Below are 20500 nucleotides of genomic sequence, written 5' to 3'. Positions count from 1 at the left end.
CATAGAACTGACCCACCCCTGGCCGTTAAGTTAGGCTAACCTAACTCGGACGGTCAACCAGCGTCTCGACTCGAGGGGAACCCTGTGCGCAAGTCCTTGGCGCCCTTGCTGATCACCGTTCTGGTGATGTACTCGGCGCAGCAGCTGCTCACTCCGATCCTTGCCCCGCTTTCCCGTGAGCTGGCTCTCACCGAGACACAGCTGGGGCTGGTGATCACGATCGCCGCGGCGGCACTCACCGTGTCGAGCCCGCTGTGGGGACGCGCGCTCGACACCATCGGGCTACGCCGCGTGCTGCTCGCCGGACTCGCTTTGTGCACAACGGGACTGGCCGGTTTCGCGGTGGTCTCCAGCCTGGGCCTCGACGAGACGCTGACACCCGGACCGACGTTCACGCTCATGCTCGTGTTCCGCAGCCTGATCTTCGGCGCCGGTCTCGCCGCACTGCCCGTCGCCGCCCTCGCCGTCGCCGGCACGGCCACGACCGACGAGGCCGAACGCACCAGGGCCGTGGGCCTCGTCGGTGCGGCGCAAGGACTTTCCATCGTCATCGGCCCGGCCGCCGGTGGTGTGCTCGCCGTCTTCTCGTTGCTGCTGCCGCTCTACCTCGCCCCCGCGATCGCCGCGGTGCTCGCGCTCTGGGTCGGCATCGGCGTGAAGCCGGCGGCGGTCGAACGTCCACAGCAGACAGTCCGATCGCGACCGTGGGAGCTGTGGCCTGTCTTCGGCGTCGGGTTCCTGATGTACCTGTCGCTCGGACTCGTGCAGGTGATCGTCGGGTTCCTCGTCGCGGACCGGCTGCACCTCGATTCCCGCGCCACCGCGGGAACTGTCGGCGTCGTGCTGTTCGTCGCCGGCATCGGGCTCGTCGCGACGCAGGGCGCGCTCGTGCCGAAGCTGAAGTGGCCGGCGGCCAGGCTGATGCGCGTCGGCGCACCGATCGCGCTGGCAGGCTACGGAATTCTCACCTTCGCGTCGACGACGTGGCTGATGGCCGCGGCGTTCCTGGTGACCTCCGTCGGCCTCGGCCTCGCGGTGGCGGGCTTCGCCGCCGCGGCCTCCCTCGGTGTCGGCCGTGAGCACCAGGGCTCGATCGCCGGGCTCGTCAACGCCACCACGGGACTGACGTTCATCCTCGGACCGCTGCTCAGCACCGCGCTCTACGAGGTCGAGCCGGTCGTCCCGGTGATCGCGGCCGCGGTGGCCGCCGCGCTCGCGTTCGTCCTGTCGCTGCGCAAGCCGCGGTCAGCGGATCTGACGCTGGTCGAACGCCCGGCGTAGCTCGCACAACGCGTAGTGGGTGCGGGACTTCACCGTTCCGGCAGGCACGCCCAGACACACGGCGACCTCGCTGTACGTGCGGTCGTTGTAGTAAAGCTCGGTGAGCACGCGACGGTGTTCATAGGACAGTGATGCGAGCACCGCCTCCATCACCAAGGCGTCGACGACCCGCTGAGCGTGATCAGGAACTGGTTCCGGTTCGTGCTCGCGGGTCTCGTGCGGCCGCACCGTCCTGGCCCGCATTCGGTCGATGACCACGTTGCGCGCCACGGTGATGAGCCAGCCGCGGGCGGAGGATCCGTCGGCAAAGCATTCGGGGTGGCGCCACGCCCGCAGGAAGGTCTCCTGGACGACGTCCTCGGCGGCCGCGCGGTCTCCGGTCAGCCGGGTCGCGAAGTTCAGCAGACTGTGGTGATGATCTTCGTAGAGCACGCGGAGGAAGTCGTGCATGCGGGCCAGTGAAATCCCCGGCGAGCCGGTGGACAACGACTCTGTCCAATCCGACAGGAAACCCCGTACAGCGAGTGGGCCACTACGCTGCGCACGTGAGGCGTTACTTCAGCGCGCTCGTGCTGGCACTGCTCGCCGCGACGGCTGTGGCCGTCCCCGCGCAGGCCCATGCCGAGCTCAAGAGCAGCAACCCGGCGTCCGGTGCGGCACTCGACGCGCCGCCGCAGCAGATCGAGCTGACGTTCAGCGACACGGTCAGCCTGCCCGACGGCGACGCGGTCACGGTGACCGGCCCGGACGGTGCCAAGTGGCCGGTCACGCAGACCCACGCCGTCGACAGGACCATCACGGCGAAGGTGGACGGCGCCGCGGCGAAGGCCGGTGCGCACACGCTGGAATGGCGTGCTCAGGCCGACGACGGCGACATCATCAGCGGCAAGTTCACCTTCACGGTGAACGTGGCCGCGTCCTCCGCGGCACCGACGTCGTCGGTGACCATGAGCGCACCGGTGTCGAACACCCCGGTGTCGACCACGCCGTCAGACTCCGGTGGCGTTCCCGCGTGGCTGTGGGTCGTCGTCGGGCTGATCGCCGTCGTCGGCGCGATCCTGCTCGTCCGCCGCAAGGCCTAGCCGTTTCCGCAGGAGGTCGCGTTCGGCCGGGTGCTCCGCCCGTTCGAGCGCGGCCTCCCACGCCGCCGTCGGGTCTTCACCGAGCCGTTGCAGCAGATCAGCGCGGACGGCGTGGAACAGGTGGTACCGGTCGAGATCGAGCGCCTCGACCTCCCGCAGCGCCACGGCAGGTCCGTCGACCTCGGCAACGGCGACGGCACGATGCAGCGCCACGACCGGGCTGGGTGTGATCGCCAGCAACTGGTCGTAGAGCGCCACGACCTGATGCCAGTCGGTCGGCGGATCGCTGTGCACGGCGTTGATGGCGGCCTGAAGCTGGTACGGCCCCGGCCGGTTCCAGCGCAGGCACCGCCGCACGATGTCCTGGCCCTCGGCGATCAGGTTCGCGTCCCACCGCGACCGGTCCTGCTCCGCGAGCGGCACCAGCGAGCCGTCGACCACCCGAGCGTCCCGGCGTGAGGCGACGAGCAGCATCAACGCGAGCAGCCCCCACACCTCTGGTTCGTCCGGCATGAGCTGGGCCAGCACGCGGCCGAGCCGGATCGCCTCGCCGGCCAGCTCCTGCTTGTCCAGGTAGCCCTCGTTGAAGATCAGGTAGACGACCGCGAGCACGGCCTTCAGGCGTTCGGGCAGGTCGGCGTCGCGCGGCACCCGGTACGGGATGCGGGCCGCGCGGATCTTGCCCTTCGCCCGCACGATCCGTTGCGCCATCGTGGGTTCCGGCACGAGGAACGCCCGCGCGATCTCCGCCGTGGTGAGACCGCCGAGGAGCTTCAACGTCAGCGCGACCTGGGCCTGCAGCGCGAGCGACGGGTGGCAGCAGGTGAAGATCAGCCGAAGCCGGTCGTCCGGCACGTCTCCCACCTCCTCCTCCGGTTCGTGCTGGAGCAGCGCCGCCTGCGCGTGCTTCTCGTGCCCCTTGGTCTCGCGGCGCAGCCTGTCGATGGCGCGGTTGCGCGCGGTCGTGATGATCCAGCCGGCGGGCGCCGGTGGTACGCCCTTCACCGGCCACTGTTCGGCGGCCGTGGTGAAGGCGTCCTGCACCGCCTCCTCGGCGAGGTCGAGGTCGCCGAGGACGCGGGTCAGGACTGACACCGCGCGGCCGTACTCCGCGCGATAGATCTCCTCGATCATGCGAACGCGATCGGCCTGACCTCGACCGACAGCGGGTTCAGCACGGTGGCGAGCTTGCGCCCCCACTCCAGCGCCTCGTCCAGGTCGGCCGCCTGGATGATCGTGAAGCCGCCGATGTGCTCCTTGCCCTCGGTGAACGGACCGTCGGTCATCAGCACGTCGTCGTCCTTGGCCCTGAGCACGGTCGCGGTCGACGGCGGGTGCAGGCCGACCGCGAACACCCACGCGCCCTTGGCCCGCATCTCCTCGTTGAGCGTCTCGAGGTTCGCCATGATCGGGTCGAGGATCTCGGGCGGCGGGACCTCACCGTCGGGCTGGTAGATGCTGAGCAGGTACTTCTGGGTCATGGTGGTCTCCTTTCGCCCTTTGTACGAACGAGGACGACCCGTTTCGACAACTATGGCGACATGATCCCGTTGATCCTCCCGCTCGACGACCCGGCAGCCGACCTGGCGGCGGTGGGCGGCAAGGGCGCCTCGCTGGCGACGCTGACGAGGGCGGGGCTGCCGGTGCCCGCCGGGTTCTGCCTCACGACCCGCGCCTACCGGGAGCGGTCGATGGAGGGCCTGCTGGAGGCGTTCCGGCAGCTGGGCGGGCCGGTGGCGGTGCGGTCGTCGGCCACCGCGGAGGACCTGCCGGGACTGTCGTTCGCCGGGCAGCACGACACGGTGCTGAACGTGTCCGAGGACGGGCTGTTCGACGCGGTCCTGCGGTGCTGGGACTCCCTGCGGTCGGCCCGCGCCGTCGCCTACCGCGAGAACAACGGGATCGAGTCCGCGGAGATGGCCGTCGTCGTGCAACGGATGGTGCCCGCAGACGTGTCCGGCGTGCTGTTCACGGCGGATCCGGTGACCGGGCGGGCCGAGCCGGTGATCAACGCGGTGCGCGGGCTCGGTGAGGCGCTGGTCAGCGGGGAGGCGAACTCGTCAGACCTGCTCACCGACGCGCAGAAGCGCGAGCTGATCGAGCTCGGCGAACGGATCGAGAAGCTGTTCGCGACGCCGATGGACGTCGAGTGGGCGTTGACCGGCGACAAGGTCTGGATCCTGCAGGCACGGCCCATCACGTCGTTGCGGGTCGAGTGGAACGACACGCTCGACGGCGACTACCTGTGGTCCAACGGCAACGTCGGCGAGGCGATCCCCGAGGTCATGACTCCGGTGACGTGGTCGCTGGTCGAGGTGCTGTCGAACATGACGATCGGGCCGCACCGGATCTCCGGCAACATCGGCGGCCGCTTCTACCTCAACATCAGCACCTACACCGCGCTCGGCACGGCGATCGGCAAGGCCGAGCGGATGCTGCGGTCCGGAGAGGAGACGTTCGGGCGCATCCCGGCCGGGGTGACGGTGCCGCCGCTGCCGATGTCGCGGCTCGCGATCCTGGCCGCCGTGGTGCGCGGCGCGGGCGGGCCGATCAAGCAGCAGTTCCTCTACCGGACCCGGCTGCCGCGACTCGTCCGCGAGAACCCCGCGCGCTGCGCCGCCGCCCACGAGGCCATCGCCGCGTGCACCACGCCGGACGCGTTGCTCGGCCTGTGGCGCAACGACCTCGACCAGCTGCTGCGGTACGTGTGCCCGATCCTCGACGCCGGCGCGCGCATGATCGCGGGAGGGCCCGCAGCGTTCCGGCGCGAGCTCGTCGCGCTGGTCGGCGAGGAGGACGCGACCACGTTGCTGACCGGGTTCCACGACGGCGCCGGGCTCGCGAGCCTGGGGCCGCTGGTCGGCCTCGCCCGCCTGCGGTCCGGGGAGATCGGCACCGAGGAATTCGCGCGGACCTGGGGTCATCGCTGTGCCGGCGAGTTCGAGCTCTCCTCGCCGCGACCGGCGGAGGATCCGGAGTGGATCTCACGGCAGCTGGAGACGCTGGCCGACCCGGAGGCGTTGCTCGCGCGTCAGGCCTCCGCTCGTTCGGCCGCGTGGGAACGGCTGGTGGCCGCGCATCCCGCGAAGGCCGCCAAGATCCGCAAGCAGCTCGACCGGATCGGCGCGGGCGCTCGGGCGCGGGAACAGGCCCGGTCGGAGATGGTGCGGGCGTTCTGGGTCATGCGGGCGTTCGTGTTGCGCGCCGGCGAGCTGACGAAGTCCGGTGACGACCTGTTCTTCCTGCCGATCGACGACGTCCTGCGCGTGCTGGGCGGCGACACGTCGTTGCTGGACCGGGTGCACGCGCAACGGCAGGCCTACGAGCGTTATCGCGCGCTGCCGCCCTACCCGGCGGTGATCCGCGGCCGGTTCGATCCCGAGTCCTGGGCGGCCTCACCGAACCGGCGGGCCGACCTGTACGACGCGACGACCGACGTGCCGATGCCGTCGGACGTCACCGGCTTCCCCGGTTCGGCTGGTGTGGTCGAGGGTGTCGCGCGGGTGCTGGCACGGGTCGAGGACGGTGAGTCGTTGCGGCAGGGCGAGATTCTCGTGACAACGGTGACGAACATCGGCTGGACGCCGTTGTTCACCCGTGCCGCGGCAGTCGTGACGGACGTCGGCGCGCCTCTCTCGCACGCGGCGATCGTGGCGAGGGAACTCGGGATTCCGGCGGTGGTCGGGTGCGGGAACGCCACCACGAGGATCGCCTCGGGAGATCGAATCCAGGTGGACGGGGCACGGGGAACCGTGAAGAAGGTGTGCTGAACCCGCCACCCGTCCGCCGCCGGGTGGCGGGTTCCGCGCACCGAGGTCAGTTGTGCGCGGGCACGCAGTCGTGCATCGAGACGAGCTGACGCCGCATGCGTTCCCGCAGCAGGTCGATCACCTCGGTGACGGTGTCCGCCTCCGCGTACGCCTGCACCTCGACCCACTTGAGGTCGAGCCGGGCGTGCGCGTGGATGACGGACTTGTCCGAAGTCAGGTTGACCCAGGCGAAGTCGACCCGGTCGGGCGCGTAGCGGTCCAGCGAACCAATGCGCGCAGACGCGTAGTCCCTGGCCTGCTCGGGGATGGCCTCCGCGAGCGAGACCTGGATGTAGTCCATCGACACCTGCCTCCTCAAGGCCACGCGGCATCGCCGCGCCGCCAGTTCGACGGTACGAAAGCGATCGCAACGCCGAACCAGGCGTTGGTCCCGACAGCGCAGGGTCTTTCTGCAGGAATGATGCGGCTGCGGGACCTGGGGATGTCACTGGACCAATGCGGAGACCCGCTGGTCGAGCTGTTCCTCGGTGGGCGCGCCGGTGAGGAGCTCCACCGAGCCGTCGGCGCGGACGAACGCGAACGTCGGCTGGGCGGTCACCCCGAACCGCTTCCACACCGAGCCGTCCAGGTCGGCCAGGTGCGGGAACCCGCTCATCTCGTGGTCGGAGACGAACTTCTTCATCGCGTCGAGCTGGTCCTCCGCCGCGACGCCGACGAACTGGACCTTGTTGTGCCGCTTGGCCATCGCCGCGACCTTCTCGGCCTCGGCGTTGCACGACGGGCACCACGGCGTCCAGAACCACAGCACGGCCGGCTGGCCGACGAGCTTGTCACCGCGGAACTCCGCGCCCTCCAGCGTCTTCGCGGTGAACTGGAACTTCTCCGGGGTGGGCGCCTTCTCGGCGCACCCCGCGAGCAGCAGCACGACTCCCAGCAGTACTCCGAGGATGCGCATCGGGCTCCTCACCTCCTGCCTGGGCGTACGGCCTTGCGCCTTCCCCGGTTCAGCCGTGCCGCACAAATCCGACGACAATTACCAAAGCGGACATAATGGCGCACGGTAGTGTTGCCGTGTGCCGATCGAACAATGGCTCGAAGCCATCCCGCCTCTGCTCGTGTACGTGATCGTCGGCCTGGTGATCGGTTTCGAGTCGCTCGGCATTCCGCTGCCAGGTGAGATCGTGCTGGTCACGGCCTCGCTGCTGGCGTCGCAGCACGACCACCTGAGCCCGTTGTGGATCGGTGTGTGGGCGAGCGCGGGCGCGATCATCGGCGACAACTTCGGCTATCTCATCGGACGGCGCGGCGGGCCGCGGTTGTTCGCGTGGATGGGCAGGAAATTCCCCAAGCACTTCGGCGAAACACAGCTCGAGCACGCCCGCCGGGTGTTCCAGAAACGCGGTGCGTGGGCCGTGTTCTTCGGCCGGTTCGTCGCTCTGCTGCGCATTCTCGCCGGTCCGCTGGCGGGGTCACTGCACATGAACTACGGCAAGTTCCTCGTGGCCAACGCTCTCGGTGGCGTGGTGTGGGCGGGCGGTACGGCGGCGGCCGTCTACTACCTCGGCGTGGTGGCCGAGAAGTGGTTGAAGGGCTTCTCCTACGCGGGCCTGGCGATCGCCGTGGTGGCCGGCGTCACGGGTGTCTTCGTCGTGAAGCGGCGCCTGGCCAAGGCCGCTGAGGAGGAGCTCGAAGGAGAGGAAGAGGTCACGCACGCGTAGCCCAGGCGGCGATCTGTGCGCGCGACCGGACGCCCAGCACGGTCTTGAGGTCGCGCACGTCCGCCTCCACGGTCCGCAGCGACACGTGCAGACCGTCCGCGATCTGCCTGTTGGTCAGTCCTTCCGCGACCATCGCCGCGATCTTGAGCAGTCGTTCCTCGCGCCACGACAACGGGCCGAGCGCGATCTCCTCCGCCTCACCGCCCTCGTCGTGCGCGGCGACGAGACGCTCGTCGTCCGGCATGAGCTTTGCGGCGTAACGGATGTTGCCGGCTTCCACCGCCCTGAGCGGTTCCGGCAGGGCCGCCAGAACGTCGAGCAGCCGGTCGCGGACGGCGATGGAGTCGTGCTGCAGCAACGCGTCGAAAGCGAACAGCCGCACCGACTCCAGCATCGTGAACCGCTCGCCGCTTTCGAGAAACGACCGCGCGTTGAGACTTTTCGCGATCTCCCACCCGTGGGGCACGAGCGCGTCGGCGACCTCTTCGCCGATGCCGCCGGGCAGCAAGGAGAACGCCCGGAGCGCCGCGCGTTCGACCTCGGTGAGCAGCACGTAGCCGCGGTCGATCGCCGCGTGCAGCGAGCGGTGGTGGGCAGGGGCGTCGCGCGGGCCGCCGGTGAGCACGGCGAACCTGGTGCCGAGCCTGGCCGCGATCTCCTCCGCCGTCAGCACGCGCACCAGGCGCGCGGCGAGTTCGAGCGCGAGCGGCAGCCGGTCGAGCCGCTCGCACACGACGTCGAGCAGGTCGGGGTCCCCGTCGAACTCGCTGTCGACCGCCGTTGCCCTGTCGCAGAACAACCTCGTCGCCTCGTGCGGTTGGAGGGGCTCGAGCCGGTACACCTGCTCGCCGGGGACGTCGAGCGCCCGGTGGCTCGTGGCCACCACCCGGCGGGCCGGGTGGCGTTGGACGAGTTCGGCGAAGTCGTCGAGGGCGTGCTCGCAGCCGTCGAGAACGAGCGGCGCCGGGTGCCGGCGGTGCGCGACGGCTTCCTGGACGAGCCGCGACTTGCCGACGCCGGGCGGGCCTACCACCGTGACAATTCGGTGGCGTGCAAGAAGTCTGGTGAGGTCGGCCAGTTCGGCGTGGCGGCCGACGAACGTGTCGAGGCGCGGCGAGCGCGGCGAGGCTTCGCGGGCGCGGCGGCGGTAGGCGCGCTGGCGGCAGGCGCCGGAGCAGTACTTGGCGGGGGCGGCGAGCGGGGCTCCGCACTCGTCGCAGGTCATCGTGCGCGCGCCGTTCGCGCCGCCAGCTGGGTTCGCGAGGTCAGGCCGAGCCTGGCCAGCATCTGCGTGACGTGCGACCGCACGGTCCCGGTCGAGATCCCCAGCCGTGCCGCGATCTCCGGGTTCGTCAGCCCCTCCACCACGAGGTCCGCGATCTGCTGCTGCCGCACGGTCAGCGGCTCCTCCCGCTCGGCCCTGCTCACGTACTCCAGCAGCCCGGCGTGGTCCAGCCGCTCTCCCCGTCTGCGAGCACGCGACGCCCTCCGCTCCCCCACCTCCGCCACGGCGAAGTCGCACGCGTCCGCGACCATGCGTTTCCACGGTGCTTCCTGCCGGGACGTGCGGGTGGCGGCCGCGGCGGCCATCAGCACGACCGCGCGCTCGCTCTGGTGCCGGCGGGCCGCCACCACGCCGAGGCCTTCCAGCACACCCGCCAGCGCCACGCTGGACGGCGCGCCTTCCCGCAGTGCGATGGTGAAATGCCGTTCGGCCAGGTCGACGTCACCTCGTTCCAACGCGATCACACCGGCGGTGTGCCTGATCGCCATCAACCGGTAGCCGTCGGGAATGCGGAACGCGAGCGATTCCTCGACCGCGGCCGAGGCGCCGTCGAGGTCGCCCAGCCGCATCAGCAGCCAGGCGTGGTTGTTCAGGAACGTCATCAGCAACGCTTCGTCGTTCAACGCCCGCGCACACGCGACCGATCGTTCGTTCGCCTCCCGCGCGCCGTCGAGGTCGTCGGTCACCGTGCGCGCGTAACCCAGGGTGTTCCAGGCCCGTGCTTCCCAGTTCGGTTGCCGGGTGGCCGGATGCGCCACCAACGCCTCGGCGAATCTGAGCGACTCCTCGCCGTCGCCCGTGAAGCCCGCGAGCCAGGCGGTGCGGAAGAGCAGCATCTCCGAGTGGTCGGACGGTGAACCGAACGCCAGGGTGTCGAACGCCAGGCGGAACGCCTCCCGGTAGGAGCCGCGCAGGTACCAGACGTGCACGATGCCCGCGACGAGCCAGGTGTGGCGCGGGTCGGTGCGCGGCAGGCGCGCGAGGGCGTGCAGCAACTGGTGTTCCTGGCCGCTCAGCCAGGCGTTGGCCTCGGTGCCGATCGACGGTGCGGCCGCGACCATGCGGATCATCCGCGTCAGCGCGGTGACGAGCCGGTCGACCGTCGCGCCGGTCTCGCCGCACTCGTCCAGCCGCGCCAGCCCGAACAGCCGGATCGACTCGAGCACGCGAAACCGCGCGCCGGACGACGAGTGCGAGCGGACCACCAACGACTTGGCGCGCAACGACCCCATCAACCGCACCACGTCACCGGGGCACGCGCACACCGCGGAAGCCAGGTCGAGGCCGAAGTCGCCGATCAACGCGCACAGCCTGCGCAGCGCGGCCTGTTCGGCGGGGCTCAGCAGGTCGTAGCTCCACCTGATCACCGCGTCCAGCGTGCGGTGGCGTGCCGGGACGTCCGTCCTGGCCGCGGCGAGTTCGATCGCCAACGGCAAATGGTCGAGCACCGAATCGGCCATTTCCGCCGAACCACCGCATTCCACGAACAACGCCCGTGCGTCGCCGGGAGAAAGCGGCCCGACTTCGACGCACATCTCGCCGGCCACATCGAGCGGCTCGCGACTCGTGACCAGCACTCGCAATCGCGGGCACCGCGCGAGCAACTCCGTGACGACCTCGCACGCCTCACTCAGGAGGTGTTCACAGTTGTCCAGCACCAGCAACCGGTGATCGGCCAACGCCGCGACAACCGTCTCGCGCAGCGGTTCGTCCCACACGTTCAGCGGGAACGCGACCACGTGCCACAGCAGGTCTGGCCGGTGCACCGACTCCAGTTCGACGACGACGGTGCCGGGCTCCGCGGGGCAGAGCTCGGCCGCCAGCCGCGACTTTCCCGCGCCGCCGGGCCCGGTGAGCGTCACCAGGCGGTGCTTGCGCAGAAGGCGTCGTGCGGCGGCCAGCTTGCGTTCCCGTCCCACCAGACGAGTCCGCGAGCTGACCGGCGACCACATGCGCGGGATTCTAGGAGCGAATGCAGCGCAAACAAATGTCATACAACCGCTGTTCACAGGGATTTGCCATAAACCCCAAGCGAATTGAGACGAACGAGCCCGCGTCTCACTTCAGGTGCCGGTCGAAGAACCGGTTCACATCGTCCGCGGCGAACTTCGGGACACCGGTGTGCCCGCCCGTGTTGGCCTGCAACGTCTTCTCCGCCGAGCCGAAGGCGTCGAACAGGTCCAGGGCCATCTGCCGGTCGTTCCCCTCGTCGTCCCACTGCAGCAGGACGTGCAGCGGAATGGTGACCCGCCGCGCCTCCTCGAACATGCTGCGCGGCACGTAACTCCCGGCGAACAGCACCGCCGCCGCGATGCGCGGCTCGACCACGGCCAGCCGGATGCCGATGGCGATCACCCCGCCCGCGAACCCGACCGGCCCGCAGAGCTCTGGCAGCTTCAGCAGCTCGTCCAGAGCGGCCCGCCACTCCGGGACCGACTGCTCGACCAGCGGCAGGACGAGCCGCGTGACGACGTCGTCGCCGACCGGCTCACCGGCCTGCACCGCCGCCCGCAACTCGGCGCGGGCCTCGTCCGCTTCCGGGGACCGGGGCCGCTCCCCGGCCTCGGGCAGCTCGATGGTGGCCGTGGCGTAGCCGTCCGCCGCGGCGTGCCGGGCCCTGGCCACCAGCCGGGGGTACATCGTGCGCAGTCCGCCGGGGTGGCCGGCCAGGATCAGCCGGGCAGGTGCGGTGGCGGAGGCGGGCGTCCACAGGATGCCGGGGACCTCGCCGAGGGTGAACTCGCGCTCGAGGACACCGTCGTCGAAGCGCTGTTCGGAAGTGAATTCCACGGTCGTGCCTTTCGGGAGTGCTCTGCAACGGCGCTCCCGGACGACCTATCGCCCGACCGTGACCCCTGAGGGGAGCACCCACGTCGACATGTTCACGGGTACCACCTCCTCGGTCTCTCGCACGGCAGCCGGAAACCTAGCAGCGATCTTCGCAAGCCGCCAACGCCTTTTTCGGACAGCTGCTGTGAGAAAGTTGGTGCGTGGGGGAACGCGAGATGGACGACGAGCAGCGCGCGCGGATGCGCGATCTCAAGCGGACGACGTGGCGCGGAGTGGCGACCGGTGTCGTGACGCTGGCCCTCGCGATCGTCACCGGGGTGGTCCTGCGCGACGACTGGACGGCGTACCTGTTCTTCGGGTCGGCGGGCCTGGTGATGACCATCGTCGTGTTCGTCTCGCACTGGCGCTACATCCGGCGCGGACCGTTTCCCCGGTTGCCCGCGAGCATGCGCAGGTCCGACGCGTCCAGCGACTGATCGTCGGCAGCGCGGAGCACGCGCCAGCCGTCACCTTCCAGCGATCTGTCAGACACACCTTGTGGCTCCCCGATTACGCGCGGTATGGTCTAGACCTTAAACCGCCGCCGCGATGTCATGCACATGAGCAACATCAAGGCAAAGGAAGTCACATGAAGCATCGACCCAGGCTGGCTGCCGCTCTGGCAGGTGTTCTGGCTGCACCGTTGGTCCTCGTGGCTCTCCCCACCGGCACGGCGTTCGCGCACGGTTACGTCTCGTCGCCCGCCAGCCGTCAGGCCCAGTGCGCGGCTCGCACCATCTCCTGCGGCGCCATCCAGTACGAACCCCAGTCGGTCGAGGGGCCGAAGGGCCTGCAGAGCTGCCACGCCAACCTGCAGCAGTTCGCCGAGCTCAGCAACGACAACAAGGGCTGGAAGGTGCACAACGTCGGCACCTCGGTGACGTTCAGGTGGACGTTCACCGCACGGCACCGCACCCGCGACTACGACTACTTCGTCGACGGCAGGAAGGTCGCGAACTTCAGCGGCAACAACCAGCAGCCGCCCGCGACGGTGTCGCACACCGTCAAGGTCCCGAAGGGCAAGCACAAGGTGCTGGCCGTGTGGAACATCGGCGACACGTCGAACGCCTTCTACTCCTGCGTCGACGTCAACGCGAGCTGATCAACGCTCGGTGCGCGAGGTCCCCTTCCGCTCACGCACCAGCTTCTCGACGTCGAACGGCATGAGGTTCAAAGGCGGACCGGACAACGGTTTGCGCAACGCGTCGAGGATCTTCGCGTTCATCGCCTCGATGATCGCGCGGGCCTCGTCGTCGGTCTCGGCCGCCAGGGCACGGGCCTTGGCGGTCTCGGCCTCCTTGCGCAACACCAGGGAAGGGGGCAACCCTGCCGTGCCCTCTTCCTCCCGGACCTTCTTCTTGAGCCACCAGTCCTCTTCGAGCGGCTCGCCCGCGCCGGGCAGCGGTTTGCCCGCGCTCGGCAGGTCGTCGAACTCACCGCGTTCCTCGGCTTCGCGGATCTGCCTGTCGATCCACGACTCGAAGCCCATCCCGGGCGGTTTCCGTTGCGTCACGGGGAAAACCTCCTGACTGCGGCCTGCACCGCCTCGGTGAGCGCGGGGCTGCCCTTGTGGCCGCTGTCGTCCACAAGGGTCAGTTCGGCGTCCGGCCACGCCTGCGCCAGCGCGTAGGCCGTGTCGGCAGGACAGCTCAGGTCGCGCCTGCCGTGGATCAACGCGGCCGGGATGCCCGCGAGCTTGCCCGCGTCGCGCAGCAGCTGGCCGTCTTCGTGGAAACCCAGGTTCGCGTAGTAGTGCGCGATGATCCGCACCATGGCGATCGCGTCGTCGTCCGCCCGGTCGCTGAACAGGTTCGGCCTTCCGAAGTCCTCCAGCGACAGCACGGTGTCCTCCCACCGGCACCACTCGGCGGCGGCCCGCTCGCGGACCGCGCGGTCCGGGTTCTCCATCAGGTCTGCGTACGCGCGCACCACGTCCGGCGCGTGGCCGACGTGCGCGCTGAACCTCTCCCACGCCTCCGGGAAGAACCGCGAAACGCCCTGGTAGAGCCAATCGAGCTCACGGGCCGACGCGAGGGTGACCGCGACGAGGACCATCTCGGAGACGCGCTGCGGGTGGCGCTGCGCGTAGGCGACGCCGAGCGTCGTGCCCCAGGAACCGCCGAACACCAGCCACTTCTCGATGCCGAGGTGCTCGCGGAGCTTCTCCATGTCGGCGATGAGGTGGTCGGTCGTGTTCACGCTCATGTCCGCGGCCGGATCGCTGGCGTGCGGAGTGCTCTTGCCGCAGCCGCGCTGGTGGAAGATCACCAGCCGGAACTTCTCGGTGTCGAGCGCCCTGCGCGCGCCGTTCGCCGGGGCACCGGGGCCGCCGTGGAGGAACACGGCAGGCTTGCCGTCCGGGTTGCCGACGACCTCCCAGTAGACCTGGTTGCCGTCGCCGACGTCGAGCATGCCGTGTTCCAGGGGCTCCATGATCTTCAGGGTAGCTACACCTGGACGAGCTTCCAGTTCAATCCGGCGTCATCGGTCCGATACACCTCGGCGAATTCCTGACCGGGCCCGCCGCGCACCAGCGTGGCGTGCCGGGCGTCGGAGAACGCCAGGTCCTCGAACGGCGGTCCGCCGAGCGTGAGCAGCGTGTCCCACTTCTCGCCGGGGCCGCGGTGGACGAACGACCAGTCGCGCCCGGTCGCGGCGACCAGTGCCGCCTCCGGTGAGATCGCGAAGCCCGTCGTGATGCCCTCGCGCGGCGGCACGCTGATCGTCTTGAACTGCCCGCCCTCCGCCTTGCGCAGCTCCTTCGTCATGTCCCCGAAGCCGGGATCGAAGCTGCACAACGCATAGTGGTCGGTGCCGACGGTGCCGAGCCGGGTGGCCGAGAAGATGTCGCACGGCGCGGGCTCCTCCGTCCAGCCCGCCGGCGACCGCGTCCAGTACCGGTTCTCCTCGCCGAACCGCGACAGCGAGACCTGGCCGTCCGCGATCTCCCCGTACGTCTGGCCCTTGATTTCGACGCCCGGCACCGGCTGCCACGAACCGAACCACAGCTCGCGGTGCAGCAGCCTGCTCGACGTGCCGTCGTAGATCACCGCGAGGAACCCGGAGTTGTCGAACCCCAGTGCCCCAACGGTTCCCTTGATGCCGGACGGTTCCCAGCGGGTGCCGCCGTTGCTGGTGACGAACAGCTGCTCGCCGTCGGTCACCATGCCCGCGGCGTCGTTCGCGAAGAGCACCCGCAGGCGGTCGGTCTCCGGGATCGACAGCGCCGGAGTCTTCACGCGGGTCCACGACCTGCCGCCGTCGAGCGTGCGGACGAGCTGCGGGCACTTCGCTGCCGGACAGAGCGTGTCGAGCCCCAGGACCCAGCCGCGATCAGCCGACACCCACGACGTCGACGCGGGCACGACCCCGGTACCCGCGTGCGCGACCGACGCCGTCGTACCGGCTAACAACAATGAAATGGCAATGACAGCAATGCGTTTCCCCCACATCGCCTTCTCCCCTCAAGAGGCTGATTTCCACTCAACACCTCTTGCGCGTGAAGCGGCAACCACCCATCCCGCCACCAGCACACCCGCGCCGCCGCTGAGGATGAACGTCAGCTCGGGCCCCACCGCGTCCAGCAGCAGACCACCGCCGATGTACGACACCGCCGCCGCCACACCGATTCCGCCGTAGAAGTTGCCGAACACCCTGCCCGTCCGATCACCGGGGGTGAGGCGCTGGATCAACGTGCTGTGCGCGACGTCCATCGCCGCGATTCCCAGCCCGCGCACCGCCTGCAGCGCGAACGCCGACGCCACTCCCCACGCCAGACCGGTGAACAGGTTGCCGGCGCTGCTGATCGCGAACCCGGCGACGAGCAACGCGACCATGCCGAACCGGGTCGATCCCCTGGCCAGCAACGCGTATCCGGTCAGCAGACCAATGCCCACCGCGCCGAGGATGACGCCCGCCACGCTCTCGGCCGCGCCGAACACCACCACGGTCAGCTGCAGCACCGCGACGTCGTCGATCGCCGTGCACGCCACGACACCGCAGAAGCCCACGAAGATGATCCGCAGCGCCCGGTTGCGCCAGATCTCCCCCAGGCCTTCCCTGGCGTCGGCGAACACGGACTCCCCCGGCTCCGCCGGCACCACGAGCCTCGGCAGCCGCAGCAACAACAACGCGGACAGACCGAAGCTCACCGCGTCGACGAGCAGCACACCCCTGGTGTCCATGAAGGTCAGCAGAGCGGCGGCGAGGAACGGCCCGATCACGTCGGCGCTGTTGGTGCCGAGGCCCAGCACCGTGTTCGCCTGCCCGAGGTCCTTCTCGGCCACCAGGCTCGGCACGGCGGCCCGCGAGGCGGGGATGAAGATCTGCCCCAGCACGGCGCGGAGGCCCACCAGCGCGAGCAGGATCGGCAGCGGCGGCAGGGTGAACGCGATGATCGCGAGCAGCACGCCCTGCGCGACCTCGCAGGCGATCATGACGGTGCGGCGGTCGAACCTGTCGCTGATGACACCGGTCAGCGGGCTGAGCAACGACGGCGCGAAGTCGCCCACGAGCAGCAGCGCGGCCACCGCGATGGCCTTCCCGAGCACGGACTGCACGTGCAGCATCAGCGTGACCAGGCTGAGCGCGTCCCCCACAACGGAAACGACCCGTGCGGTGCTGAGCACGCGCAACGGGCCGTTGTCCTTCAGCAGCGTCAGCACCCGGTCATCGTGCCAACACCTGTTCGAGCTGGTCAGCCAATTTATTCATGATCTTGGCGTAGGAGGCGAAGCTCAGCGGCGCCACCGCGTTCCACTCCACGAACCGGCCTGCCTGCACGGCGGGCAGCGCCTGGAAGACCGGGTGGCCCTCCTTCATCTGCTCGGGGTTGAGCACGTGCTGGCGCGTGTCCCACATGATCACGTGCTCTTTGTACGTGCCGGAGTTCTCCCACGACAGCGACTGGAAGTAGCCGCCGCCCTCGGTGTCGGGCTTGTCCGGCGTGAGCAGCGGAAGGCCCAGTTCCTTGGCGTACCAGTCGAGATCGGGGTTGCGGGCGGGCACCGCGACGTAGAAGAGCTTCGGGTCCGCGCCGACGACCTGGATCTTCTGGTTCGCGGCCGTCATCTTCGCGCCGACGGCCTTGAGCCGTTCCGCGGCCTTGGTGAACGCCTCCTCGTCCGCCTTCACCTTGGCCGACTCGGTGTCGGCGCCGAGCGCCTTCGCGAGCTCGCGGAAGCGCTTGATGCCGTCCGGCAGCTGGATCTTCGACTGGCCGATGCCGACGGTCGGGGCGACCTTGAGCACCTTCTCCTCGAACTCGGCCGTGAGATGCCAGAGCCCGGTGACCTCCGGGTAGTAACCCGCGACGACCAGGTCGGCGTTCAGCGCCGCGAACTTCTCGAAGTCGATCTCGCCGTAGCCGGGACCGGTGATGTCGGTGACCTGGCTCGGGTCGATGCTGCCCGCCTCCGGGTCGGTGCTGCCGTCCGGCCGCTTGAGCGGTCCGAACGTGCCGACGACGTTGATCCCGTAGTCCTTCAGCGCACCGGCCGCGGACACCTGCGCGACAACGCGTTCCGGCCGCTTCGGCGCGGTGACCTCCTTGCCGCGGTCGTCCTTGAACGACCACTGGCCACCTGCCTGCTCTGTTGGAGCGTTCCCACCGCACCCGGCAACTAGGCCGAGCAGCAGAACCGCGGCGACTGTCCTGCGCACCTGTCCACCTCCTGAGATTAGCCTTACCTAACCTAACAGGAGGCTTTACAAGATCCGCCACACCGGTAGGTTGGTGACCGTGCGGAACGAACTGACGACGGTGCGTCGTACTGCCGTCGCCATCGCGCTCGCGTTGTTCGCCGTTTTCGCGTTCCACCCGGCCTGTCCGCCCGAATCCGCCCACCACGGCGCGTTCACGCCCGGCATCTCCGGGGAGTTCTGCCACCACGGCGACACCCATCACCTGTCGGCCGCCGTGCCCACGCAGGCCGCCGTCCAGGCGAACACCACCGCCTCCCTCACCGCGCCGGACGCGGACGTCGCAGCCCTCCCGCGTCCCGCCACCACAGTCCAGCTGTGTCCGTGGCGCGCCGAGCACACCCGCTCGGGGCGCACCTTGCTGCACGACCTCGGCATCTCCCGAACCTAGGCCGACAGCCCTTTCGCGTGCTGTGGCAGGACTCTCGCGGTCCCGCCGCGCTGCCGCGCGCTCTCGAACCGGCCTGTCCCCATCTTTTTCCGAGGGAATCCCCGTGTCTGTTCCCGTTCTGGACCGCAACACGCCCGCGGGCATCGTCGGCAACACGCCCGTGCTGTGGATCGACGAACTCTCCCGCACGTCGTCGTCCGGTTTCTGGGCGAAACTGGAAAGCGCCAACCCCGGAGGTGGCATGAAAGACCGCGCCGCCCTGCACATGATCGGCCGCGCGCTCGAGCGCGGTGATCTCCTCCCCGGCGGTCACATCGTCGAGTCGACCAGCGGCACGCTCGGCCTCGGCCTGGCGCTCGCCGGGGTCGTGCACGGCATCCCGGTGACGCTGGTGACCGATCCCGGCCTCGAACCGATCATCCGGCGGATGCTGCGCGCCTACGGCGCCACCGTGGATCTCGTCGAGAGTCCGCATCCGACCGGAGGCTGGCAGCAGGCACGGCGCGAGCGGGTGGCGCAGCTGCTGGCCGCCCTGCCCGGCGCCTACTGCCCGGACCAGTACAACAACCCGGACAACGTGGCCGGCTACGCGCCTCTCGCCCACGAGCTGGCCGCGCAGCTCGGCCACGTCGACGTGCTGGTGTGCGCCGTGGGCACCGGCGGCCACTCCGCCGGTGTGGCTTCCGTGCTGCGCCGGCACTTCCCGTCGTTGCGGCTGGTCGGCGTCGACACGATCGGATCGACGATCTTCGGGCAGCCCGCGCGGACCCGGTTGATGAGAGGACTGGGGTCGAGCATCTTCCCGCGCAACGTCGACTACCCGGCGTTCGACCAGGTGCACTGGGTGAATCCCGGCGAGGCCGTGTGGGCCTGCCGGACACTGGCCTCGCGCCACTACGCGAGCGGTGGCTGGAGCGTCGGTGCCGTGGCGCTCGTGGCGTCCTGGCTGGCGCGGACCTCTCCCGCCGGCACGCGGATCGCCGCCGTGTTCCCGGACGGGCCGCAGCGGTACTTCGACACCGTGTTCAGCGACGAGTACTGCGCTGCGCACGGGCTGCTGGACGTCGTTCCGGCCGCGGATCCACAGGAGATCTCCTCGCTGGGAGAGCGTGAAGTGCTGTCGTGGACCATGTGCCGGTCCGTTGTGGACCCGCTGGCGGTGACGGCGTGATCACCCAGTTCCGCTCGTTCGACCGCAGCGTGCAGTTGTTGCTGCTCAACCAGTTCAGCATCAACGTCGGCTTCTACATGCTGATGCCGTACCTCGCCTCGCACCTGTCGGTGACGCTCGCGCTGGCCGGGTGGGCCGTCGGGCTCGTGCTGGGAGTGCGCAACTTCGCGCAGCAGGGCATGTTCCTGATCGGCGGCACGCTCGCGGACCGCCTGGGGTACAAGCCGTTGATCGTGGCGGGCTGCGCGCTGCGGACCGGCGGGTTCGCGTTGCTCGGGCTCGTCGACGGCCTGCCCGCGCTGGTGATCGCTTCGGCTGCCACCGGGTTCGCCGGGGCGTTGTTCAACCCGGCCGTGCGCGCGTACGTGGCGGCGGACGCGCGCGAACGGCGGGTCGAGGCGTTCGCGTTGTTCAACGTCTTCTACCAGACCGGAATCCTGGTGGGCCCGCTGATCGGGCTGGCGTTGACCGCGGTGGACTTCCGGCTGACGTGCCTGGTGGCGGCGTTGGTGTTCCTGGTGCTGACAGTGTTGCAGTGGCGGTCGTTGCCGGCGCGGGCCGGCACACCGTCGGGCGATTCGGTGCTCGCGGACTGGCGGACGGTGTTCTCGAATCGCCGGTTCGTGCTGTTCGCGGCCGCGATGACCGGGTCGTACGTGCTGTCGTTCCAGGTCTACCTGGCGTTGCCGCTGGCCTCGGGGTCGGCGGTGCTGACCGCCGTGCTGTTCGCGGTGTCGGGCGTGCTGGCGGTCGCGGGCCAGCTGCGGGTCACGGCGTGGGCGCGGGCACGGCTCGGTCCTGATCGGTCGCTCGCGGCCGGGATGCTGGTGCTCGGCCTGGCGTTCCTGCCCGCGGTCTTCGGCGGCTGGGCCGGGTTGATCCTGTGCGCGGCGCTGCTCGCGCTGGGCACGATGGTGGTGTTCCCGTTCGAGATGGACAAGATCGTTTCACTGTCGGGCGACCGGCTCGTGGCCACGCACTACGGCCTCTACAACACGGTCGTGGGCGTCGGGATCCTGCTCGGCAACCTGCTCACCGGAATCGCGTTCGACACCGCTGAGCGCGCGGGTGTGCCGTGGGCTCCCTGGCTCGCTCTCACGTCGGTGGGGCTCGGGTGCGCGTGGTCGCTGAAGAAGCTGGCGTCCCGCACTGAATCGGAGCTCGCTCTCTCGACGCCTTAGCCAGGGGCACGCGGGGACCTTTCGTACGATCCTGGCGGGTTCTAGCGATCCCCGCAACACCCTGGATTTCAGGGAGTTGCGGGGATCGTGGG

22 protein-coding genes are annotated in these 20500 nt (G+C 69.6%); 9 read left to right on the top strand and 13 right to left on the bottom strand.

The window, feature by feature from the left end; genetic code table 11:
- The first annotated feature begins 84 nt into the window (after positions 1-84).
- Entirely contained in the window at positions 85-1281 is a 1197-nt protein-coding gene (locus IEZ09_RS06770) for an MFS transporter (RefSeq protein ID WP_189252721.1), read from the top strand.
- Here IEZ09_RS06770 and IEZ09_RS06765 read toward each other — a convergent pair.
- A complete protein-coding gene (locus tag IEZ09_RS06765) occupies positions 1246-1731 on the bottom strand; it encodes a sigma-70 family RNA polymerase sigma factor (RefSeq protein WP_189252720.1) in 486 nt (161 codons plus the stop codon). The genes IEZ09_RS06770 and IEZ09_RS06765 overlap by 36 nt on opposite strands.
- A gap of 95 nt (positions 1732-1826) precedes the next feature.
- On the opposite strand from IEZ09_RS06765, the gene IEZ09_RS06760 reads away from it, so the two are divergent.
- The gene (locus tag IEZ09_RS06760; RefSeq protein ID WP_189252719.1) at positions 1827-2363 is read left to right on the top strand and encodes a copper resistance CopC family protein; all 537 of its coding nucleotides are present in this window, start codon (positions 1827-1829) and stop codon (positions 2361-2363) included.
- Here IEZ09_RS06760 and IEZ09_RS06755 read toward each other — a convergent pair.
- Both IEZ09_RS06755 and IEZ09_RS06750 read right to left on the bottom strand, forming a co-directional pair.
- Positions 2271-3497, bottom strand: a complete 1227-nt coding sequence (locus IEZ09_RS06755) for an RNA polymerase sigma factor (RefSeq protein WP_189252718.1) — start codon at positions 3495-3497, stop codon at positions 2271-2273. The two genes, IEZ09_RS06760 and IEZ09_RS06755, sit on opposite strands and share 93 nt — an antisense overlap.
- The gene (locus tag IEZ09_RS06750; protein ID WP_189252717.1) at positions 3494-3844 is read right to left on the bottom strand and encodes a YciI family protein; all 351 of its coding nucleotides are present in this window, start codon (positions 3842-3844) and stop codon (positions 3494-3496) included. Before IEZ09_RS06750 ends, IEZ09_RS06755 begins: the two co-directional genes overlap by 4 nt.
- Positions 3845-3904: 60 nt before the next feature.
- Here IEZ09_RS06750 and IEZ09_RS06745 point away from each other — a divergent pair, with 60 nt between their 5' ends.
- A complete protein-coding gene (locus tag IEZ09_RS06745; protein WP_189252716.1) occupies positions 3905-6133 on the top strand; it encodes a PEP/pyruvate-binding domain-containing protein in 2229 nt (742 codons plus the stop codon).
- Between the two features lie 46 nt (positions 6134-6179).
- On the opposite strand, the gene IEZ09_RS06740 is transcribed toward IEZ09_RS06745, so the two are convergent.
- Both IEZ09_RS06740 and IEZ09_RS06735 read right to left on the bottom strand, forming a co-directional pair.
- On the bottom strand, positions 6180-6473 hold the full coding sequence (locus IEZ09_RS06740; RefSeq protein WP_189252715.1) for an HPF/RaiA family ribosome-associated protein: 294 nt from the start codon (positions 6471-6473) through the stop codon (positions 6180-6182).
- A gap of 144 nt (positions 6474-6617) precedes the next feature.
- Positions 6618-7088, bottom strand: a complete 471-nt coding sequence (locus IEZ09_RS06735) for a redoxin domain-containing protein (RefSeq protein WP_189252714.1) — start codon at positions 7086-7088, stop codon at positions 6618-6620.
- Positions 7089-7206: 118 nt separating this feature from the next.
- Between IEZ09_RS06735 and IEZ09_RS06730 the strand changes: the two genes are divergently transcribed.
- A complete protein-coding gene (locus IEZ09_RS06730; RefSeq protein WP_189252713.1) occupies positions 7207-7851 on the top strand; it encodes a DedA family protein in 645 nt (214 codons plus the stop codon).
- Here IEZ09_RS06730 and IEZ09_RS06725 read toward each other — a convergent pair.
- The 3 genes from IEZ09_RS06725 to IEZ09_RS06715 form a co-directional block, all read right to left on the bottom strand.
- Complete coding sequence (locus IEZ09_RS06725) at positions 7838-9076, bottom strand: LuxR C-terminal-related transcriptional regulator (protein WP_189252712.1); 1239 nt, start codon at positions 9074-9076, stop codon at positions 7838-7840. The two genes, IEZ09_RS06730 and IEZ09_RS06725, sit on opposite strands and share 14 nt — an antisense overlap.
- Complete coding sequence (locus IEZ09_RS06720; RefSeq protein ID WP_189252711.1) at positions 9073-11088, bottom strand: ATP-binding protein; 2016 nt, start codon at positions 11086-11088, stop codon at positions 9073-9075. Before IEZ09_RS06720 ends, IEZ09_RS06725 begins: the two co-directional genes overlap by 4 nt.
- Positions 11089-11194: 106 nt before the next feature.
- Positions 11195-11926 (bottom strand): dienelactone hydrolase family protein, encoded by a 732-nt coding sequence (locus tag IEZ09_RS06715; protein ID WP_189252710.1) that lies wholly within the window; start codon positions 11924-11926, stop codon positions 11195-11197.
- 200 nt (positions 11927-12126) lie between these two features.
- On the opposite strand from IEZ09_RS06715, the gene IEZ09_RS06710 reads away from it, so the two are divergent.
- Together IEZ09_RS06710 and IEZ09_RS06705 are read left to right on the top strand one after the other, a co-directional pair.
- Positions 12127-12402, top strand: a complete 276-nt coding sequence (locus tag IEZ09_RS06710) for a hypothetical protein (RefSeq protein ID WP_189252709.1) — start codon at positions 12127-12129, stop codon at positions 12400-12402.
- Positions 12403-12554: 152 nt separating this feature from the next.
- On the top strand, positions 12555-13067 hold the full coding sequence (locus IEZ09_RS06705; RefSeq protein ID WP_189252708.1) for a lytic polysaccharide monooxygenase auxiliary activity family 9 protein: 513 nt from the start codon (positions 12555-12557) through the stop codon (positions 13065-13067).
- Here IEZ09_RS06705 and IEZ09_RS06700 read toward each other — a convergent pair whose 3' ends face one another.
- The 5 genes from IEZ09_RS06700 to IEZ09_RS06680 are packed head-to-tail and all read right to left on the bottom strand — an operon-like array spanning position 13068 to position 17626.
- A complete protein-coding gene (locus tag IEZ09_RS06700) occupies positions 13068-13478 on the bottom strand; it encodes a DnaJ family domain-containing protein (protein ID WP_189252707.1) in 411 nt (136 codons plus the stop codon). It lies immediately after the preceding gene.
- On the bottom strand, positions 13475-14398 hold the full coding sequence (gene pip, locus IEZ09_RS06695; protein ID WP_189252706.1) for a prolyl aminopeptidase: 924 nt from the start codon (positions 14396-14398) through the stop codon (positions 13475-13477). The genes IEZ09_RS06700 and pip overlap by 4 nt, the downstream gene beginning before the upstream one ends.
- 14 nt (positions 14399-14412) lie before the next feature.
- Positions 14413-15378: a hypothetical protein gene (locus IEZ09_RS06690; protein ID WP_189252705.1), complete on the bottom strand. Its 966-nt coding sequence runs from the start codon at positions 15376-15378 to the stop codon at positions 14413-14415.
- A 51-nt stretch (positions 15379-15429) separates the two neighbouring features.
- Positions 15430-16629 (bottom strand): MFS transporter, encoded by a 1200-nt coding sequence (locus tag IEZ09_RS06685; protein ID WP_229812299.1) that lies wholly within the window; start codon positions 16627-16629, stop codon positions 15430-15432.
- A gap of 4 nt (positions 16630-16633) precedes the next feature.
- Positions 16634-17626 carry an ABC transporter substrate-binding protein gene (locus IEZ09_RS06680; protein WP_189252704.1) on the bottom strand — a complete coding sequence of 331 codons (993 nt, stop codon included), beginning with the start codon at positions 17624-17626 and terminating at the stop codon, positions 16634-16636.
- Between the two features lie 79 nt (positions 17627-17705).
- Between IEZ09_RS06680 and IEZ09_RS06675 the strand changes: the two genes are divergently transcribed.
- The 3 genes from IEZ09_RS06675 (at position 17706) to IEZ09_RS06665 (ending at position 20408) form a co-directional block, all read left to right on the top strand.
- Entirely contained in the window at positions 17706-18056 is a 351-nt protein-coding gene (locus IEZ09_RS06675) for a hypothetical protein (RefSeq protein ID WP_189252703.1), read from the top strand.
- 103 nt (positions 18057-18159) lie between these two features.
- Positions 18160-19227 (top strand): PLP-dependent cysteine synthase family protein, encoded by a 1068-nt coding sequence (locus IEZ09_RS06670; protein ID WP_308202375.1) that lies wholly within the window; start codon positions 18160-18162, stop codon positions 19225-19227.
- On the top strand, positions 19224-20408 hold the full coding sequence (locus IEZ09_RS06665; RefSeq protein ID WP_229812298.1) for an MFS transporter: 1185 nt from the start codon (positions 19224-19226) through the stop codon (positions 20406-20408). Before IEZ09_RS06670 ends, IEZ09_RS06665 begins: the two co-directional genes overlap by 4 nt.
- Positions 20409-20500: the final 92 nt, after the last annotated feature.

Origin of the sequence: Lentzea flava (assembly GCF_014648475.1) — a bacterium.
Classification (GTDB): domain Bacteria; phylum Actinomycetota; class Actinomycetes; order Mycobacteriales; family Pseudonocardiaceae; genus Lentzea; species Lentzea flava.
This window is presented reverse-complemented; position numbering and strand designations above follow the sequence as displayed.

Coding starts and splice junctions, on each gene's coding strand:
- IEZ09_RS06765 (WP_189252720.1), bottom strand. CDS start 1,731: ATGCACGACTTCCTCCGCGTGCTCTACGAAGATCATCACCACAGTCTG.
- IEZ09_RS06755 (WP_189252718.1), bottom strand. CDS start 3,497: ATGATCGAGGAGATCTATCGCGCGGAGTACGGCCGCGCGGTGTCAGTC.
- IEZ09_RS06750 (WP_189252717.1), bottom strand. CDS start 3,844: ATGACCCAGAAGTACCTGCTCAGCATCTACCAGCCCGACGGTGAGGTC.
- IEZ09_RS06745 (WP_189252716.1), top strand. CDS start 3,905: ATGATCCCGTTGATCCTCCCGCTCGACGACCCGGCAGCCGACCTGGCG.
- IEZ09_RS06740 (WP_189252715.1), bottom strand. CDS start 6,473: ATGGACTACATCCAGGTCTCGCTCGCGGAGGCCATCCCCGAGCAGGCC.
- IEZ09_RS06735 (WP_189252714.1), bottom strand. CDS start 7,088: ATGCGCATCCTCGGAGTACTGCTGGGAGTCGTGCTGCTGCTCGCGGGG.
- IEZ09_RS06725 (WP_189252712.1), bottom strand. CDS start 9,076: ATGACCTGCGACGAGTGCGGAGCCCCGCTCGCCGCCCCCGCCAAGTAC.
- IEZ09_RS06720 (WP_189252711.1), bottom strand. CDS start 11,088: ATGTGGTCGCCGGTCAGCTCGCGGACTCGTCTGGTGGGACGGGAACGC.
- IEZ09_RS06705 (WP_189252708.1), top strand. CDS start 12,555: ATGAAGCATCGACCCAGGCTGGCTGCCGCTCTGGCAGGTGTTCTGGCT.
- pip (WP_189252706.1), bottom strand. CDS start 14,398: ATGGAGCCCCTGGAACACGGCATGCTCGACGTCGGCGACGGCAACCAG.